Origin of the sequence: Pseudomonas sp. PA-5-4B (assembly GCF_021606215.1) — a bacterium.
GTDB lineage: Bacteria > Pseudomonadota > Gammaproteobacteria > Pseudomonadales > Pseudomonadaceae > Aquipseudomonas > Aquipseudomonas edaphica.
The window spans coordinates 1-19,370 of sequence record NZ_WKDB01000097.1 but is presented as its reverse complement, the minus strand read 5'-3'; the positions used below and the strand labels follow the sequence as shown (position 1 = coordinate 19,370).

General features: G+C 59.1%; 9 protein-coding genes and 3 pseudogenes. 9 read left to right on the top strand and 3 right to left on the bottom strand.

What is annotated here, in order from left to right; all coding sequences use genetic code 11:
• A pseudogene (locus tag GIW28_RS28540) lies at nucleotides 1–5,723 on the top strand (LapA family giant adhesin); the annotation flags it as partial.
• A 152-nt stretch (nucleotides 5,724–5,875) separates the two neighbouring features.
• Nucleotides 5,876–6,214 carry a hypothetical protein gene (locus GIW28_RS28535; RefSeq protein ID WP_017134430.1) on the top strand — a complete coding sequence of 113 codons (339 nt, stop codon included), beginning with the start codon at nucleotides 5,876–5,878 and terminating at the stop codon, nucleotides 6,212–6,214.
• Nucleotides 6,215–6,295: 81 nt separating this feature from the next.
• Here the strand turns inward: GIW28_RS28535 and lapD are convergent, their stop codons facing one another.
• The gene (gene lapD / locus GIW28_RS28530) at nucleotides 6,296–8,242 is read right to left on the bottom strand and encodes a cyclic di-GMP receptor LapD (protein WP_017134431.1); all 1,947 of its coding nucleotides are present in this window, start codon (nucleotides 8,240–8,242) and stop codon (nucleotides 6,296–6,298) included.
• A 14-nt stretch (nucleotides 8,243–8,256) separates the two neighbouring features.
• Nucleotides 8,257–8,880, bottom strand: a complete 624-nt coding sequence (gene lapG, locus GIW28_RS28525) for a cysteine protease LapG (protein ID WP_370589355.1) — start codon at nucleotides 8,878–8,880, stop codon at nucleotides 8,257–8,259.
• A gap of 318 nt (nucleotides 8,881–9,198) precedes the next feature.
• Here lapG and GIW28_RS28520 point away from each other — a divergent pair, with 318 nt between their 5' ends.
• The 5 genes from GIW28_RS28520 (at nucleotide 9,199) to GIW28_RS28500 (ending at nucleotide 15,831) form a co-directional block, all read left to right on the top strand.
• Nucleotides 9,199–9,909, top strand: a complete 711-nt coding sequence (locus GIW28_RS28520; RefSeq protein WP_017134433.1) for a GntR family transcriptional regulator — start codon at nucleotides 9,199–9,201, stop codon at nucleotides 9,907–9,909.
• 378 nt (nucleotides 9,910–10,287) lie between these two features.
• Entirely contained in the window at nucleotides 10,288–11,046 is a 759-nt protein-coding gene (locus tag GIW28_RS28515; RefSeq protein ID WP_017134434.1) for a DUF3050 domain-containing protein, read from the top strand.
• Nucleotides 11,043–11,999 carry a diiron oxygenase gene (locus GIW28_RS28510; protein ID WP_236447393.1) on the top strand — a complete coding sequence of 319 codons (957 nt, stop codon included), beginning with the start codon at nucleotides 11,043–11,045 and terminating at the stop codon, nucleotides 11,997–11,999. Before GIW28_RS28515 ends, GIW28_RS28510 begins: the two co-directional genes overlap by 4 nt.
• On the top strand, nucleotides 11,987–15,361 hold the full coding sequence (locus GIW28_RS28505; RefSeq protein WP_236447392.1) for an amino acid adenylation domain-containing protein: 3,375 nt from the start codon (nucleotides 11,987–11,989) through the stop codon (nucleotides 15,359–15,361). Before GIW28_RS28510 ends, GIW28_RS28505 begins: the two co-directional genes overlap by 13 nt.
• 11 nt (nucleotides 15,362–15,372) lie before the next feature.
• The gene (locus GIW28_RS28500) at nucleotides 15,373–15,831 is read left to right on the top strand and encodes an SRPBCC family protein (RefSeq protein WP_017134437.1); all 459 of its coding nucleotides are present in this window, start codon (nucleotides 15,373–15,375) and stop codon (nucleotides 15,829–15,831) included.
• Nucleotides 15,832–15,869: 38 nt separating this feature from the next.
• Here the strand turns inward: GIW28_RS28500 and GIW28_RS28495 are convergent, their stop codons facing one another.
• Nucleotides 15,870–17,750, bottom strand: coding sequence for a methyl-accepting chemotaxis protein (locus GIW28_RS28495; RefSeq protein WP_017134438.1), 1,881 nt, complete (start codon nucleotides 17,748–17,750; stop codon nucleotides 15,870–15,872).
• A 385-nt stretch (nucleotides 17,751–18,135) separates the two neighbouring features.
• Here GIW28_RS28495 and GIW28_RS28490 point away from each other — a divergent pair.
• Together GIW28_RS28490 and GIW28_RS28485 are read left to right on the top strand one after the other, a co-directional pair.
• A pseudogene (locus tag GIW28_RS28490) lies at nucleotides 18,136–18,797 on the top strand (FecR domain-containing protein); the annotation flags it as partial.
• Between the two features lie 136 nt (nucleotides 18,798–18,933).
• Nucleotides 18,934–19,116, top strand: a pseudogene (locus tag GIW28_RS28485) (hypothetical protein); the annotation flags it as partial.
• Between the last annotated feature and the right edge of the window lie 254 nt (nucleotides 19,117–19,370).

Sequence of the window (19,370 nt, the reverse complement as noted above, 5' to 3'; positions counted from 1 at the left end):
ACAAGGGCGACCAGACTGTCACTACCGCTATTAAAGGCGTCACCGGTGGCGAGCACTTCGAAAATCTGGTTCCAGGCACCACGCCGGTTAGCACCACTGTCACCGACACTCCGGGTACTGATAACACAACTACTGTCACGCTGACCGCGCCAAGCGCAGTCAATGAAGGCGGTCAAATTACGTACACCGCGACCTTGAGCAACAAGGCTGGCACTGACGTAACCCTGAAACTGGATAACGGCTCGACCATCACCATCAAAGCGGGCGACACCGTCGGCACCGTGACCGTCCCTGCGCCTAGCGATGACGTGTTCATCGATAAGAGCACCCAGACCGTCAAGATCACCGACACCGCTGGCGGCAACTTCGAGAAACTGGAAGTTGCTGGTAACGGTGCGACCACCACGATCAACGACACCATCGACAAAGTCGATGTGGTGCTGACCGCCACCACCACCGTTGGTGAAGGCGGCAACATCGTTTACACCGCGTCGCTGGTCGACAAGTCGGGCAATCCGGTGACCAACATCACCAGCCCGCTGACCGTCACCCTGGACAACGGCAAAACCATCACCATCGGTGTGAACCAGTCCAGCGGTACCGTCACCACTGTTGCGCCTAACGACGTGTACAAAGGCGACCAGACCATTACCACCGCAATTAAGGGTGTAACTGGCGGCGAGCACTTCGAAAACCTGGTGCCAGGCACTACGCCTGTTAACACCACAGTGACTGACACACCTGGCACTGCGGACACCACGACCGTCACGCTGACCGCGCCAAGTGCCGTCAACGAAGGTGGCCAGATCACTTACACCGCCACCTTGAGCAACAAGGCCGGTACTGACGTAACCCTGAAACTGGATAACGGCTCGACCATCACCATCAAAGCGGGTGACACCGTCGGCACCGTAACCGTCCCTGCGCCAAGCGATGACGTGTTCATCGACAAGAGCACCCAGACGGTCAAGATCACCGACACTGCTGGCGGCAACTTCGAGAAACTGGAAGTTGCTGGTAACGGTGCGACCACCACGATCAACGACACCATCGACAAGGTTGATGTAGTCCTCACCGCCACCACCACCGTCGGCGAAGGCGGCAACATCATCTACACCGCCAGCCTTGTGGATAAAAACGGCGCGGCAGTGACTAACATCACCAGCCCGCTGACCGTGACCCTGGACAACGGCAAAACCATCACCATCGGTGTGAACCAGTCCAGCGGCACCGTCACCGTCGTAGCACCCAACGACGTGTACAAAGGCGACCAAACCGTTACCACCGCCATCACTAACGTGACCGGCGGCGCGCACTTCGAGAATCTGGTGCCAGGCACTACGCCTGTTAACACCACAGTGACGGATACCCCAGGCACCACCGATCTCACCAGCGTCACGCTGACCGCACCAAGTGCCGTCAACGAAGGCGGCACCATCACCTACACAGCCACCTTGAGCAACAAGGCTGGCACCGACATGGTAGTCACGCTGGATAACGGTTCGAGCATCACCATCAAGCAAGGTACGACCGTAGGCTCTGTGACCGTGGCAGCGCCTGGCGATGACGTGTTCATCGACAAGAGCACCCAAACCGTCAAGATCACCGGCACTACCGGCGGTAACTTCGAAGGCGTGACCATCACTCCGGGCGGCGCGACCACCACCATCAACGACACCATCGATGATGTGACCGTGGTGCTCAAAGCCACCGGCTCGGTCGCTGAAGGCGGTCAGATTACCTACACCGCATCGCTGGTCGACAAGAACGGCGCGGCAGTGACCAACGTCGGTTCCGACTTGGTGGTAAGGCTGGATAACGGCTCGACCATTACCATCGGCAACGGCAAGTCCAGCAGCACCACCACGGCTGTTGCGCCTAACGACGCGTATGTCGGCGCCAACGATGTGAACAACAAGATTACCGGCGTAGTCAGCGGCGGCGACAAGTACGAACACCTGATCGTCGACGGCAGCACCGTCACCACCAAAGTGACGGATGTGGTCAACAACACCACCATCAGCATCACCGGCGACGCCTCGGTGACTGAAGGCGGCACTGCGCATTACACGCTGACCCTGAGCAACCCGGCGCAAACCGATGTGACCGTGACGCTCAAGTACAGCGGCACCGCCACCGACGGTTCGGACTTCAACGGCGTGTACACCGTGAAGATCCCGGCGGGCGCCAGCAGCGTGCCGTTTAACATCGCCACGATCGACGACAGGATCACCGAGCCAACCGAACAGATTGTCATCACTATCGACAAGACCACCGGCGGCAACTTCGAGAACCTGGTGGTCGGCAACGGCAGCGTCAGCACCAATATCATCGATAACGATGCGCCGCCGGTCATCGACCTGGACGCCAACAACTCCAGCGGCGCGACCGGTGCCGACTACAGAACCACCTTCACCGAAGGCACCGCCGGGCCGGGTGTGTCGATTGCCGACACCGATATCAAGATCACCGATCCGGACAGCACGATGCTGACCGGTGCGACGGTCACCCTGACCAACGCACAGGCCGGTGATGCACTGAACCTGGGCAACAGCGTCAATGGCATCATCGTCAGCACCAACAACCAGACGGGCACCATCACCCTGACGTTGTCGGGCAGCGCGACGCTGGCTGATTACATGCAGCGTATCCAGAACATCACGTTCACCAACAACAGTCACGACCCAAGCACCACGCCGCGGACCATCACCGTGACCGTGACCGATGGCGGCAACTATTCCAACGTTGCCACCACCACCGTTAACGTGGTGGCAGTCAACGATCCGCCAGTCGCCACCGGCAGCGCCGTGACCGGCACCGAAGACACGCCGCTGGCGCTGACCTGGGCCAACTTCGGCGTGACCGATGTGGATTCGCCACAAGCCAGCCTGGGCGTGAAAATCACCGACCTGCCGGTGGCCGGCAAGCTGCAATACCTGGCAACGGATGGCACCACCTGGACCAACGTGACTGCCAACCAGACCTTCACCAAGGCCCAGATCGACGGCGGCCAGTTGCGCTTTATGCCTAACGCCAACGAGTCCGGCGCCGACGGTTATGGCGGCACCGGCATTGGCAACAAGCAGGCTGATTATGCGCAGTTCAAGTTCCAGCCTACCGACGGCAAGGACCTGGGCAACAGCGCCACGGTGAAAGTCGATATCACACCCGTGGCCGATGCACCTACGCTGAACGTGGCCGATAACAATGTCGCCTCGACCGGTCTGATCAAACAGGGCTGGAACAGCATTGCCGGCCTCGGCACCAACGGGAACGGCGCGGCACCAGACGTACTGAAAAAAGCCATCGACAACGCAGGTACGCCGAACAACACCAGTGTCGTCACCAATGTCGAGTCAGTCGACAATGTCAACGCCGGCTCTGGCTCCAAGATCTCCGGCCTGATCTACATGGAAGCTGGCAAGAGCTACACCTTCAGCGGCGTCGCCGATGACAGTGTGGTGGTCAACGTTGGCGGTAAAGACATTGCCAGCGGGCTATGGGCGACCAACAGCGGCAAATTCAGCGGCTCGTTTACGCCAACGGTCAGCGGTTACTACAGCCTCGAGATCTACCAAGCCAACCAATCGGGGCCTGGCAGCTTTGACGTCAATCTGTCGATCAACGGCGGGGCGACGCAGAACTTGAGCACCGGCACCGTGCCGCTGTACACCGGCATCACTGACCTGACCAACGCCGGCGTGACCGTGTCCGACCTGCATGGCAGCAACGGTGACGGTTATTACGTGGGCTACAAGCTTAACGAAGCCCAGGAAAACGGCACTGTGAAGCTGTCCAAGGTAACCACCGCGCTGACTGATACCGACGGTTCGGAAACCCTGAGCGTGAAGATCAGCGGCGTACCGGCAGGCTCGGTCCTCACCGACGCGTCCGGGCACACCTTCACTGCGACCAAAGGCGTGGGCGAAGTGAACGTCACGGGCTGGGACCTGAACACCCTGTCCATCAAGCCACCGACCTATTACAGCGGCCAGTTCAACCTGACCGTGACGTCGACCTCCACCGAAAGCCTCGGCGGTTCGGCGTCTACCACGGCGCAATTGCCAGTCACCGTGTACCCGGCAACCTACAACTCGGTGACGGGTACTTCGGGCAGCGACAACATTGTCGGCACTGACGGCAATGACATCGTCGTGGCCGATATCGGCGGCCTGAACGTGGTGCAAGGCAAGAACTACAACATCGCGTTCATGGTCGACAGTTCCGGCAGTATGAGCGTCGACTCGATCAACGCGGCGAAGGCTTCGCTGACCTCAGTGTTCAAGTCGCTCAAAGACAGCCTGGGCGCCAACACCTCCGGCACCGTGAACATCTTTGTGGCGGACTTCGATACCCAGGTGAACAAGTCGGTTGCGATCAACCTCAACGATCCAAACGCGCTGACCTTGCTCAGTACGGTGCTGGACTCGATGAAGTCCGGTGGCGGCACCAACTACGAAGACGTGTTCAAGACCACGGCCAACTTCTTCCAGAGCGGCCTGGCCACCAGCAACACCGGCGCCACGAACCTGACTTACTTCATCACCGACGGCCAGCCGACGTACTACCAGAGCGGCGAGCAGACCAACCCGACGCTGTACGGCACCGTCAAGTTCGACAACGTGGTCACGACTGCCAACTACACGCCTGGCACAACGTTCTCCACCTACATCGACAATACGCACTATTTGTCCATCGACAATTCGGGTGCCGCTCAGCTGCAGATCTACAATGGCTGGCGATGGGTCGTCACCGACCTGGGCACCGTACATGCCCAAGGTGACGGTACCTTTGAGTTGTCTAACCTGGACGGCACGGGCAACAGCACTAACTCGGCGACGCTGAGCAATGCCAAAAGCGCCTTTGCCCTGCTGGGTGGGTTGTCGCAAGTGGAAGCGATCGGTATCAACGGCGACGTCAGCCTCAACGACCTCAAGCCTTACGACACCGATGGCAAGCCGCAAAGCAACATCGATCCGAAGGACCTGGCCAACGCGATCCTCGGCCACACCGAAGCCACGCTGCCAGGCGCCGACACCATCAGCGGTGGCGACGGCAACGACATCCTCTTCGGCGACCTGGTGAGCTTCAGCGGGATTACCGGTGAGGGCTACAACGCACTGCAGGCCTTTGTGGCACAGAAAACCGGTGTGGCCGTCTCCGCGGTAACCACCTCGAACGTGCACCAGTACGTCACCGAGCACTACGCGGACTTCGACGTCTCCGGCGCCAAGGACGGCAACGACACGCTGTTGGGCGGCGCAGGTGATGACATCCTGTTCGGCCAGGGCGGCAACGACCTGCTGGACGGCGGCAAAGGCAATGACATCCTGTTGGGTGGCACCGGTAACGACACCCTGATCGGTGGGCCGGGCAACGACATCCTGATCGGCGGCTCGGGTGCCGACACCTTCGTCTGGAAGGCGGGCGACTTCGGCAACGACGTGATCAAGGACTTCAAGGCCTCGGAAGGTGACCGGATCGATCTCAAGGATCTGTTGAAAGGTGAGACGGACAGCACCATCGACAACTACCTCAAGATCACCACGGTAGAAGGTGTGTCGACCCTGCAAATCAGCAGTGAAGGCAAGCTCAACGCCGCCGGCGGCCTGGCCAATGCCGATGTGACCATCAAGCTGGAAGGCAACGATTGGTCGCACACCAGCATCAACTCGCTGATCACAGGCGCCGACCCGACCATCAAGATCGACCACACCTCCTAAGCTGTGATTTATCGGCCGCCCGCAAGGGCGGTCGATTTGCTTGGGCGATACGTCGCTGGCCCTGGCGGCCGGTTGCATCGCATACTCGCGACCATAAACACAGCATTGACCTATGCTGGTGAACGCGTGTGGCTCATTTTCGAGGGATTCTTATGTTTTACGTGCAACGTGATGCACAGGGAGTGCTGAGTCGCGTGGAGGCCGCCGCCTTTGCCGATTCGACCGAAACCCTGCCGGCCGATCACCATGAGATCCAGGCCTGGTACGCCAACGAAGTGGTGGAAACCAGCCTGGCCCAGCTCAAACAAAGTGACATGGAGATGATCCGGGTACTGGACGACTTGATTCAGGTACTGACCCGCAAGGGCGTGATCAGCGTCACCGACCTGCCCCCGGCGGCCCAGGCCAAGCTGATGGACCGTAACCATGCACGGGAAGCGCTGGGTGGGTTGAGCCATCTGATCAATGATGAAGAGACTGGGTTGATCTGATTTCTTAAAGTCGAACCGGATCGAAATGTGGGAGCTGGCTTGCCTGCTCCCACACAAGCCCGCACACACATTGGATTTGCATCACTTCCAGGGCGCAGGCTCACCAATCAACTGCCCCTGCACACCGAAAATCCCCATCTCGCGAATCACCTTCAATTCACCTTCGGTCTCCACGCGCTCGGCAATCAACGGCAAGTCGATGCTGTGGGCCGCGCGCTGGATCGCTTCGATAAACAGGCGTTTGTCGCTTTCCTGGTCGATGGCGCGGATGTAGCTGCCGTCGATCTTCAGGTACGCCAGGCCCAGGCGTGCCAGGTTGCCGATCATGCTGAAGCGCCCACCAAAACGCTGCAGACTGAGGGAGAAGCCCAACTCGCGCAGGCGCTGGGTCAACTGCTCCAGCAGAGCCTGCTCGGGTAATTGTTCTTCGCCGATCTCCAGGGTCAAGCGCGGGCCGAGGTTGCTGTGCTGGCGCAGCAACTCGACAATCCGGTTCAACGCCTGGGCGTCCTGCAAGGTGGCCGCCGAGAGGTTCAGCGCCAGGCTGTGCGTATGGCTGGCCATCTGCTTGAGCACGTGTTCGAGCATCAGTCGGTCCAGGCGTGCAGTCCAGCCGAAACGCTCAAGCCACGGCAGGAAACGCCCGGCCGGGATGGTGTGGCCGTCGTCATCCTGCAAACGCGACAGCACTTTGTAGTGCAGCACCAATTGCGGGTCCTGGCTGGCGACAACCGGCTGGAAGTACAGCTCAAAACGCTGGTGGGTAAGGGCCTGGTCCAACAGCGTGTGCCAGGCATGGTGATCGTCACCGACACTGGCGGCGGCGCTGTGGTCCAGGCACACCCAACTGCTGTCGCCCTGCCCTTCGGCCTGGGCCAGAGCCTGGTCAGCCAGGGTCAGCAATGCCTGGGGCGAATCACCGTGGTTGAATGGCGCAAGGCCAATGTAGGCCACCGGCGTGACGTCACTGGCACTGGTGGCCTGCAGGCTGAGCAGGGTGCTTTCAAGGTTTTGTGCCAATTGCAGCGCTTCTTCACGCACCAGCCCGGGCGCCAGCACCGCGAACTCACCACCACGAATACGGGTGACGAGGTTGTGGGTTTCCGGGTAAGGCTCACACTGGCGCAACAATTGTTCGCCAACCGCTTGCAGCAACTGGTCGGTGCGCTGGCCACCCAGGCGTTGGTTAAGGCCGGCCAGGTCCTTGACTCGTAGCAGCAGCAGGTAACCGGAGTTGGTGTCTTCCGGGTTACTGACGCGGGCGTTGAGCTGCATCTCGAAATAACGCCGGTTGGCGAGGCCGGTCAGGTTGTCTTGATAGGATTCAATGCGCAATTTTTCACTGCGCTCGGCCTGCTCCTGGAACAGCGCCTTGAGTTTCTCGACCATCTGGTTCATGGCCTGCACTACGCGCCGCAGTTCCGGCGTGCGGGGCAGATCCGGCAGGCTGAGAAACTCGCGGCGGGCGATGGCGTGGGACTGTTTGACCATGTAGTCCAGCGGCTTCAACTGCCGACGAAGCAGCAATGCACCGAGCACCGCACTCACCGCGCCGCACAGCAGCAACCAGCCCAGGCTGCCCAGGGCGCTTTGCCAGAGCTTGGCCAGGGCGAACATCGGGTGGCTGACCACCTCCACGCGCGCCGCCTGCTCCCAGCCGCGGTTGACCAGTGCATCGCCGCCGGCCGGTTCAAGGCCGATCAGCTTGACGAACCAGTTGGGCACGCCGTTGTTGTCCGGGATGCCGCTGCGTTCGACGATGGTTTTGTCGGTGGCTAAATCCACCACGCGGATGCTGGCGTAATAGCCACTGTCGAAAATCGAGCTGACCAGCAACTCCACCATCGCCGGGTCGTCGATATTGGGCGTCAGCGACAATGCCAGCGCAGTAGCCGCGTCCTGTGCATGGGAGCGCAATTGGTTGACGTATTGGGTGCGCGAGCTTTCCAGGCTGACCATGAAGCTGCCGCTGAAGGCGACCACCAGGAACAGACAGATTGCGATCAATAGTTGTTTGAACAGTGACATCCGATCAGTTACTCCTAGTTGGCAGGCTCGGCCGGGAAGCCTTCCGCACGCATTTTTTTCAACACATCCTGCCAACGCGACAAGCGTTTGGTATCACCGACTTTCTTGTTGCCCTTGGCGCCGGGCAGGTACAAGCCCTCGGCGTTGAATGAGTACACCGGCACCAGGTCGGTACGGCGGGTGGCCGGCAGGATCTCATCCATCAGGCTGTCGAGCACCAGCGGGATGGCATCGGGCGTCGGGTAATACGTCAGCACCATGTGCGCGCGATTCTGACGCAAAGCCTTAACGTAAGTAATGCGCAATTTGTCGCTGGAGACGCCCAGGTGGCGCAGGCTGAAATACTTGGCGATTGCGTAGTCCTCGCAATCTCCTGCACCCTTCCACAGCGCTTCGATGGGGGTTTCCCAATAGTCGACCACGTGCCAGAGGTCGATGTCTTCTACGTAGCTCATTTGCTTGTTGAAGAACAGGTTGACGACCTTGAGCTGCTCCTGTTCATCGACCTTCTTTTCAGTCGCCAACAGGCGCTGCCAGGCGTCGATGCGCTGTTGGCCCTCGCCGAGCGGCCCGTACAGAGCCGTGGCTTTGCGGCTGATCTGCGAGAAATCCCAATCGGCATGCAGCCCGCCGGGCATCAGGCCAGCGAGCAAAGTCGCTGAAAGTAGCCAGCCGACTATTCGAGAGGGAATAAAACTTACCGCCAAGGCGTTCAGTCCGTGAAGGGAGACGGAATTTCAGGGATGGTGAAGCTTCGATCAACAAAAAACAATGGCACAGTGCAATCATTCATGAGGGGTTCGAGTTTATAAACACCGTTTGTGGGACTCACAAAGTTCCGCCTGTAAGCCCTTACAAACTGAAACTTTGGCTGTTTGACAAGCGCGCGACCCATCTCTAGTGTGCTTTGGATCCAATTAAACACACTCCATTCAAGAAGGGAGGATAGCGTAACCGTGACGCAGAAGCCGAACCCATTAAGCAGCATCAAAATCAGCGGGCCTATTCCCGCCCATCTTGCACGCGCCGTTATTGAAGAAACGTTGCGCAATGCCATTCTCGACGGCAGGTTGCCCTGTGGTACCGCGATGCGCCAGCAAGAATTGGCCAGCCTGTTCGGCGTCAGCCGCATGCCCGTGCGCGAAGCCTTGCGCCAGCTGGAAGCCCAGTCCTTGCTCCATGTGGTAACCCACAAAGGTGCTGTGGTTGCGCCGTTGATCCAAGACAATTCGGCCGAGACCTATGCCCTGCGCATGTTGCTGGAATCCGAAGCGCTGCGCCTGTCAATTCCGTTGCTCACCGACGCAGACATTGCCGAGGCTGAAGCCTGCATCAATGCGTTGGAACAAGAGCGTGACTATGCCGAGATTGGCCGGCTCAATCGGCTGTTCCACATGGCGTTGTATGGCAAGGCGCCCAACCAGCGGTTGCTCAATCTGGTTGCGCACGGCTTGAATGAGGAGGAACGCTTTCTGCGCTTCAACCTCGAAGCGATGGGCCTGGGCGAGACATCCCAGGAAGATCACCGTGAATTGCTGAACCTGGTGGTGCACAAGAAAGTCGACGAAAGCATCCTGACGCTACGCAATCACCTGATGCGCGGCATGGAAGTGATCAATACCTACCTCGATAGCCTTGAGGGCACCGCAAAAAAAACTTCACAGTAAGGGTCTACACCGCCCTTTCTTGCCACGTTAACGCTATGGGGTATCTATCCTCTCAGGAAGTGCCCCATGTTTATGCGCCACGCTGAGATTAACATTCAAATAAGCCCACGCTTGTTAAAGAAACTTCTCACACACTTGCACACTACTTGATCACGACTAGTTGCTTCCCGCAAAAACATTTAATACTTTCATCAGTTTATCCAAACGTTTAATCGGATTATTATCTTTCACCCATAAAAGAACACTTCATTCGGCAGTGCCAACCTATGTCAGGTTAGCGCTGTACGCGTGGCTTGCCTAAACGCAGGCCATCCGCTTTTCATTACAAAACCCCATTACTGTTTCCAGAGCAGTCGCAACAACTTATAGGCGTCAACCATGCATCAACATTTGCTTGAACAAAAAAAACTACAGCTATGCAGCCATCCGTTATTTGCAGAAATAACTTCACTTAACAAGTTACAAATTTTTATGGAGCAGCATGTATTTGCTGTTTGGGACTTCATGAGCTTGGCTAAACGCCTGCAGCAGGATCTGACATGCATGCAATTGCCGTGGCTGCCACCCGTTGACCCGCAGAGCGCACGCCTGATCAATGAAATAGTGCTTGGCGAAGAGTCAGACGAACATCCAACGCGTGGCCACTGCAGCCACTTCGAGCTATATCTGGAGGCGATGACCGAGACCGGCGCAGATACCTCAGCCATCCAACGCTTCATTGAACTGCAGCGCCAAGGCGTCCAGGCAGATGCTGCGATGCAAAGGGTCAATGTACGCCCTGGCGTAACGCGCTTCGTCAGCAGCACCTTGCAGATCGCGCTGAACGCGCCCGCACACTGTGTGGCAGCGACGTTCCTGCACGGCCGCGAGAGCGTCATCCCATCGATGTTCGAACGTATTCTGCAGGGCGACGCCTTCATGGCGCGTCAGGCACCGTTGTTCTGTCACTACCTCAGCCGTCACATCGAACTGGACACCGAGGATCATGGCCCAGGCGCAGAGCAGTTACTCCAGCGCTTGATCGGTGCCGACCCCAAGCGCCAACGCGAAGCGGATGAAACCGCCATCAGCGCCATAGAAAACCGCCTCGGTTTCTGGGACGACGTACATGCCTCCCTACACGAGGTGCGACCATGAACTCCGCAGACTACCGCTCGTTTGCCGAAGATTGGGAACGTCGCGCCACCATCCGCACGCGCCCCCGGCGCCTGCTGGAAAACGACGATCGCTTGATCTTTCCGCTCTGCCGCCAACCCTTGGTGCTAAACGCAACTTTTGTCGAGCATTGCCCGCAGTGGCGCGACTTCGTGTTGACGCAAAGTTTCTACAAATTCATTAATGACGTGGTGATCTTCGAAACCGAGATCGTCGACAAGATCGCCCGCAGCATTGCCAAGAATCGCTTCACACTGCCCTTCCCCCTTGCCTGTCGCATTGATGCGATGACGGTCGTGGTCGATGAGGATTACCACGCGCTGGTCGCGCTGGACTTCCTGCAACAGACCATTGAACTGACCGGCATACAACCGCTCGAGCTGCCCACGCAAATCGAACTGAGCCGGGCCTTGCCGGCCGCCCAGGCGCTTGCCCCGCAACACCTGCACGACGCTGTAGCGTTGATTGGCGTGGCCATCGCCGAGAACACCGTCACCCACGATGTAGCGGCGTTTGCCAAGGACGATAGCGTCAAACCTTCGATTCGCGGCTTGATGGCCGACCACTTGTTTGACGAGGGGCGTCACGCCCAGTTCTGGACGCAGCTGGTGCGTCTCTACTGGCAGGCGGCTAGCCCGGCAGACCGCGACAGCATCGCCGCAGTCCTGCCGACCTTCTTGACCCACTACCTGACCAACACGCTGCACAAAGGCTTCGACCTTCAGCTTGTCGAGCACCTGGACGTAGGCACCGACATCCGCCAGGCACTACGCGACGAAGTCACGGCCCTGCACTTTCCCATCACCCGCCAGCACCCGCTGCTCGGCAATATCATGGGGTTCCTGCATAACAGCGGCGTGCTGCACACGCCAAGCGTCGCCCGCGCGTTGAGCGACTACCTGCCCGAGTCGGGGAGGCGAACATGCGACGTCTGAGTATCGGATGGGCCGGCACCAGCCACGCCCTGATTGCGCTGAAGCAAGTGCTCGAAGAATACGGACACGCCAGCGTGACACAAGCCTTCGACCTGTTTATCGAGGACGGCACTCAAGCGCCGCTCGCATACTGTGCCGCAACCCGATGGTTAAGCCTGCGGTTGGGTATCGGCCCGGTGTACGAAGGCGGCCTGCCCTCACTGCAGTTACGCTGCTATGACCGTGACCAACGCGTGCTGGCGGTACATAACGTTGCCGAGGAGCCCAGCGGCAACGGCCAGCGATTGCGCCGGCAGGCGACAAGCTCACTCGTGGAGTGGGCCACCTCGCTGGTCAGCGGCTTCTCGAGGGATGCGGGCTTTTTTGCCGCCAGCAGCACCATTAACCTCTGGCCTGAGCAAAGCTTGCACGGACTGGACGCCCTTGCGTTTATGCACCGGTTCAATCGCACCGACCAGCCAGCATTGTTGCTGGCTGCCCAGGTGCCGATGATCGAGCGATTGCAGGCCGGTCTGCACGCCTTCGCCGAGCGCCCGGCGCTGAACATCGCGGGTAGCGTGCTGACCTACCGCCAATTGCAGCTTCGCGCCTTGTCGATCCAGCAACGCCTGCACCCTCTACTGGAAGGCGTTGAGACGCCGGTGGTTGGCGTGTGCCTGGAAAAGTCCGTCGAGTTGTATGCCAGTATTCTCGCAGTACTCGGTTGCGGCGCGGTGTATCTGCCACTGGCTCCGGATCATCCGCCGCAACGCCAGCAGGCCATGCTGGAACACAGCGGCGCCAAGGTATTGCTGGATGACGGCCGACACCCTTTGCGCGAGCAGTTCACGACACTGAGTGTCGGCAATATTGACTCCAACCACGCCGACATCACGCAGCCATTGATACAACGCCGCCCCGACATCGACGCTCCGTGCATGGTGCTGTTCACCTCGGGCACCACCGGCCAGCCCAAAGGCGTACTACTGAGCCAGGGCAATCTTGCGCATTTCACCAGCTGGACCGGCGCCAGCCTGGCGTTGGATGAACACAGCCGTGTCCTGCAGTTTTCGCCACTGAGTTTCGACTCATCACTGATCGATATCTTCCCGGCCCTGATCGCCGGTGCCGAGTTGATCGTCCCAAGCGAAGAGCAGCGGCGCGACCCTCAGCAACTGGTCGAGTTGATTCGCCAACAGCGCATCAGCCATGGTTTTTTGCCGCCGGCGCTACTGAGCATCCTGCCGTTGGATCAGCCCCTGGGCCTGACCCATCTGTTGACCGGCGGCGATGCCTGCGAGCCCTATGTGATCGAACGGCTGGCGGGCCAGTGCCAGTTGCACAACCTCTACGGCCCTACCGAGACCACGGTGCTGGTCAGCCACCGGACGTTGCGCCCCGGTGACAGCAATCGCAATGTGGGGCGCCCCATTGCCAACAGCCAGGTGCTGATCCTCGATGACGCGCTGCAACCGGTGGATGAGCAGGTCATGGGCGACCTTTACATCACAGGCCCTGGCGTAGGGCTGGGGTATGTGACCACGCCGCCGCCCGAGGGCAACCCGTTCGTTGAGCTTACGTTGCCGGGCGGCCAAGCGCTGAGGGCCTACCGCAGCGGTGACCGGGCCAAATGGACGGCGGACGGTATAGAGCTGGGCGGACGACGGGACGATCAGGTGAAGATCCGGGGCTTTCGCGTCGAACCCCAGGAGATCGAACAGTGCCTGCGCAGCAGTCGGCTATTTCGCCAAGTGGCGGTGGTGATCGACCTTGACCGACGGATTTTAGCTTTTGCCGCCCAGCCCGAGGCCGACGCAACGGTGACGGATCTGAAGCAGCATGCAGAGCAGTGGTTGCCGGCTTACATGCAACCCGAGCGCTGGACAGAGCTGCCGGGCATGCCCTGCACCGGCAATGGCAAAATTGACCGCCAGGCGTTGCTGACGGTGCTCGGGCACGCGACGCCGCGCACCGCCCGCGCCTCGGCGCAAACGCCGCTGCAAACGCAACTGGTGACCCTGTGGAGCGAGTTGTTGGGCGTGCCTGGCGTTGATCTTTGCATTGATGAGAGTTTTTTCAATCTGGGCGGCCATTCCATCTTGCTGTCGACCTTGCTGCTGCGATTGCGCGAACAGTTTGGCCGCAGCCTTTCTTTGAACCGTTTTTTTGAAGCACCGACGATTCGTTCGCTTGCCTTGCTGATGGAAGACGCCGCACCGTCTTACACACCGTCATGCCAGATGGAAAAGGACGCATGCCAGGCGCTGAATGTAGAAATCCTGCCAGAGCGGTCCGCTGGGGATCCGCGCAAGGTGATCGTCACGGGTGCAAACAGCTTCGTGGGTGTGCATCTGGTCGAAGCGTTGTTGGCGGGTGGAGCACGGGAGGTGGCATGCCTGGTGCGTGAACGCCCGGGACACTCGGCGCCAGCGCGGTTTGCACAGGCACTGCGCGAGTACCACCTGGAGCATCTGGACCTGAGCCGTGTGCAGGTTTATGCCGCTGACATGAGCCAGCCTCGTCTGGGCCTGGCCTGCGATGTCTATGACCACCTCGCCCGAAACCATGGTGTGTTGGTGCACAACGCAGCCAGGGTCAACCATGTGCTGGACTATGCCTCACTTGCCCGGGATAACGTCGAACCCGTGCTTGAGTGCCTGCGCCTGTGTGAAACCCACAGCAAGAAAGTCTTCAACTTCATCTCGACGCTGTCAGCCTGCAGCAGCATCGACGCTCAGGGTCACATCCTCGAAGCACCGGCCGTGGCCACGTTGCCGCTCTACCTCAAGAATGGCTACAACCTTTCCAAGTGGGTTGCCGAGCGGCTGCTGGGGCGTGCGGTCGAACAAGGTGCCTGGGTGAATATTCATCGACCGGGGAATATTGCGTTCAACAGCCACAACGGTGTTTGCCAGCCGCAAAACAACCGCCTGATGCTGATGCTCAAGGGGTCGCTGCAGTTGGGCCTCGCGCCCAGCCTGGAAGTGAATTTTGACTTGATGCCGGTGGACTTTCTCGCACGTTTCGTCGCGTTTCACTGCGGTCAATTCGCGGCACGGCGAAACGTCTTCAACCTGCATAACCCGCAGCCTTTGAGCTGGGACCATTACCTGGATGCGTTCAGCCAGGCCGGCCATCTTTTCGAACGGGTGAGCGTCGCGCAGTGGCAAAAGATGCTGCCAACGGTGGGGCCTGATAACGCGCTGTTTGGCGTACTGGGTTTTTACCTGGATGACCTCGCGGAAGATATCAGCGACGTCTCGATGATTTGTCACGACAACGCACGCCAGGGTGTGGCAGCGATGGGCGAACAGTACCCGCGAAAGGACCCTGCGCTGTTGCGCAAAGGCTGCGACCACCTCAAGGCTATTGGCTTTCTTTGACAGGACTCCTTATGGAACCGCTGCAACCCGATACATTGATCCGTAACCCGAATGGCGCGCCGCTGATAGCGTGTGTTGACGTCGCGTGCGATGCCGCAAGCCTGTGGAGTGTGGTGGGAAATTTTGCAGGCTTTGATGCCTTCATTCCTGCCCTGTCGCACATCGAAATGACGGGAACCGGCGTAGGCGCATTACGCACCAAATTTTTCCATGATGGGCATCGCGTCGTTGAGCAACTCAACAGCCGTGACGACGAAGCGATGTGCATGACGTGGACCACCCTCTACAACACCTTGGGGGTCGCGCGGCTATGGGCCGCCATGCGTGTGGAAGCACTTGGCGCCAAACACGCCAGGGCGACCTGGACGCTGATTGGCGAACCGGTTGATACACCGCAGGCGGCGTTCGAGCAGTTTGCGCAGGCTTTTGCCGATAGCGCCTTGGAGAATGTGCGCCGGATGTTCGACTGATCAGCAGGAGCGAGAGGCCTCGCTCCTGCCAAGCCGGGTCAGATCTTGAAGCTGTCGACCAGTTGCTTCAATCGACTGGCCTGCTGCGACAACGCATCGCAGTCCTTGAGCGTTTCGTTGAGGTTGACGACACCTTGCTGGTTCAACAGATTGATCTGGTTGATATCAACGTTGAGGGTTTCAACCACTGCGGTCTGCTCTTCGGTAGCCGCCGCAACCGATTGGTTCATGCCATCGATCTCGACGATTCGCTGCGTCACGCTGACCAGGCGCTCACCCGCCTGGTTGGCCACTTCAACGCTTTCTTCGCTGGAGACCTGGCTGGCGTTCATGGTGGTCACGGCTTCACGCGAGCCCACTTGCAGCGAAGTGATCATCTTGTGGATCTCTTCGGCCGATTCCTGGGTACGGTGCGCTAGGTTGCGCACTTCATCGGCAACCACGGCAAATCCGCGCCCGGCTTCACCGGCACGCGCAGCCTCGATCGCCGCGTTGAGCGCCAGCAAGTTGGTTTGCTGAGAGATGCCTTTGATCACATCCAGGATGTGCCCAATGTTATCGGTGCTGGCGTTGAGGGTTTCGATCTGCGTACAGGACAAGCTGATCTTTTGCGACAGTTCCGACATGGCCAGGATGGTTTGCTCCACCACCTTGCGCCCGTCATCTGCTTGCTCGCTAGCACCGCTGGCATGTTGCGATGCATCGGCTGCGTTGCGGGCGATTTCCTGGGTGGCGGCGCCCAGTTCGTTGATGGCGGCTGCCACGCTGTTGGTGCGCGCGCTTTGCTCGTCCGAGCCGATGATCGAAGCGTTGGAGGACGCCATGACGCGCTGCGACAGGTCGTGCACCTGACGCGTAGCCGAAGACACTTCGGAAATCGAGGCATGGATGCGCTCGACGAACTGGTTGAACGCACTGCCCACTTCGCCGAACTCATCTTTGCTGGTCACGTCCAGGCGGCGGGTCAAATCGCCTTCGCCCTGGGCGATGTCCTGCATGGCCACGCCCATAGTGGTCAGCGGGCGCAACAGCACTTGAATCAGCAGGCTGAGCAGCACGGCGATCGCCACCACGGCGATCAACATGGCGATCAGTGCCGATGTACGGAATTTACTCAGTGGTGCGTAGGCTTTGTCTTTGTCGATCGACAGGCCGATGTACCAATCCGCGCCCGGCAAACCGCTGATCGGGGTAAATGACAGAATACGGTCCTGGCCGTTGAGCACAACGTCCTGGCTGACCTTCTCGATACGCAGGCTGGTGCCCGGGTAGATGTCCTTGAGGTTCTTCATCACCTGGTCCTGGTCAGGACTGACGATGACCTGGCCATCGGCGCTGACCAGGAACGCATGGCCAATACCCCCGAAGTCCACCGAATTGATGATCTTCACCAGGGTTTGCAGACTCAGGTCACCGCCGACTACGCCGAGCAGCTCGCCGTTCTTTTTGACCGGCAGGGCGATGGTCACGATTTGCCCGCCAACCGCCGCCATATAAGGCGGAGTGAGCATGGTTTTATCGGCCGCGACCGCCTGCTTGTACCAAGGGCGCTGACGAGGGTCGTAATCGTCGGGCATTTTGGCGTCAGGGCGCTGCGTAAATACGCCGTTGGTTTGGCCGACATAGGTGAACTGGAAGTTCGAGGTGAGCGCGGGCTGGTCGACCAGCCCTGGCAGGTCAGCACCGCTGCCCTGGTGAGCAACGTTTTGCGCCAGGCTTTCGAGGACCAGGATGCGGCCACTGAGCCAGTTCTGCACGCTGCTGGCCGTGAGTTCGCCCGATTGTTGAATGGACGACTCAAGGTTTTGTTTGATGGTGCTGCGCTGCAGGTAATCGTTGTAGAGGGTAAATAGCGCGAAGGCCAGAACCACGACGCCTGACGCGGCCAGTAGAATTTTATGACTGAACTTGAGATTCATTTCATCGACTTCTTTTGCCAAAGGGGGGTGAGCGTGCCGAGTGGAACATTCCATGTAACGGGATAGGCGGACTCTTCGGCCGCTCTATTTCGGTGCACGCATGGCTCGTCAGGCTTTCGGCCACTTCAGGAGAAATCTTAGAGATTTGTGAGAAGCATCCTGATTTTGAGTAGGAAACCGACCAGCGGTAGACGCTCAGGGTTCGGCGCTGCAAATTTTTTCTGCCCTCGCGACAATGCGACTAATTGTCATTTGTGACACTTGGCCAGGCCTGTGTGAGTGCCCTCTACTGACTACATTGCGCGCGAAAGGGTTGTACACACGCTTTGCAGCACCCACCACAACTGGCTCAACACTTGTCTGCGCAGTCGCTTGGGCAAGGGCGGCGATTCCTGGGGCGCATGCGGCACTGGAAAACGTCGCACAAGGCTTGGGCCGACGACGGGCACTGAAGGTGTTGTCGAGTGTGGTGTTGGTGGGGTCCGCGGCGTGGATAAGCCGGGACATGACCGGCTGGCAGCGCTGGACCTCCGATTTCGCAACCGCCACCGGCGAGCGGCGCAGCGTGCAATTACCGGACGGCACACGCCTGCAACTCAACTCCGACAGTACGGTGTACCTCACCTTCAATCCGCAACAGCGCCTGATCACATTGGTGCGCGGGGAAATCCAGGTGACCTGCGGTTCGCTATCGTCAGCACCTTTGCTGGTACACACTCGCCACGGCTTGCTCGAAGGCATCGATGGGCGTTTTACCGTGCGCCAAGACAGCAAGGCGTGGTCAGCGGCAATGTGGCCATCCATTCACCGCAGACGGTCGATGGGCTGATTGTGACGCGAGACATGCGCCAGGCTGACTTGGTGTCGGATGTGGAGCGCTACCGTCAGGGTTACCTGGGCTGTGCGGCGGATATCGGCGACTTGCGGCTATCAGGGGTTTTCCGCTTGGACGACACCGACAAGTTGCTGACGATCGTTGCGCAAACACTGCCAGTTCAAGTGCGCTATCGCACACGTTGGTGGGTGAGCCTGGAACGCCTGGCCTGACTTTTTCAGTTTTTGTTGGCGGCTTTTTTCCGTGAGTACGGCTTAGACAGTAAGCCTCTTTATCTGCCTTGACCGGCCTCTACGGACCTTGATCATGACTGTGCGCTTTCTCAACGACTCACCAGACTCCTCCTACCATACGTTGTTTGACGCTTCAGGAGGATACGACTTGGGCAAAGTGGGCTTGAAGGGTGTGGATGTAAGGCTCAATGCCAACAACCTGACCAATGAGAGTTATGTGGCGTCCTGTGCCAGCCTGAACTTTTGCTATCTGGGTGAAGAGCGTAATGTCAGTGCGGCGGTCAGCTATCAGTTCTGATCCGTTAAAGCTTCTAACAAGCCGGCGCCTGATTCCTGGTGCCGGCTTTTTTGTGGGTGTCGTCAGGTTGCCTTTGTCCGGCCCAGACGTATATGTGGGCGATCTGCAGCCGGGGCATTATCATCCCCCCTAAACGACAAAACCCCTGTCTGCGTTAGCAGACAGGGGTTTTGGAATTTAATCTTGACGATGACCTACTCTCACATGGGGAAACCCCACACTACCATCGGCGATGCATCGTTTCACTGCTGAGT

Coding starts and splice junctions, on each gene's coding strand:
- GIW28_RS28505 (WP_236447392.1), top strand. CDS start 11,987: ATGCGACGTCTGAGTATCGGATGGGCCGGCACCAGCCACGCCCTGATT.
- GIW28_RS28510 (WP_236447393.1), top strand. CDS start 11,043: ATGAACTCCGCAGACTACCGCTCGTTTGCCGAAGATTGGGAACGTCGC.
- lapG (WP_370589355.1), bottom strand. CDS start 8,880: ATGCCCGGCGGGCTGCATGCCGATTGGGATTTCTCGCAGATCAGCCGC.
- GIW28_RS28500 (WP_017134437.1), top strand. CDS start 15,373: ATGGAACCGCTGCAACCCGATACATTGATCCGTAACCCGAATGGCGCG.
- GIW28_RS28495 (WP_017134438.1), bottom strand. CDS start 17,750: ATGAATCTCAAGTTCAGTCATAAAATTCTACTGGCCGCGTCAGGCGTC.
- GIW28_RS28515 (WP_017134434.1), top strand. CDS start 10,288: ATGCATCAACATTTGCTTGAACAAAAAAAACTACAGCTATGCAGCCAT.
- GIW28_RS28535 (WP_017134430.1), top strand. CDS start 5,876: ATGTTTTACGTGCAACGTGATGCACAGGGAGTGCTGAGTCGCGTGGAG.
- lapD (WP_017134431.1), bottom strand. CDS start 8,242: ATGTCACTGTTCAAACAACTATTGATCGCAATCTGTCTGTTCCTGGTG.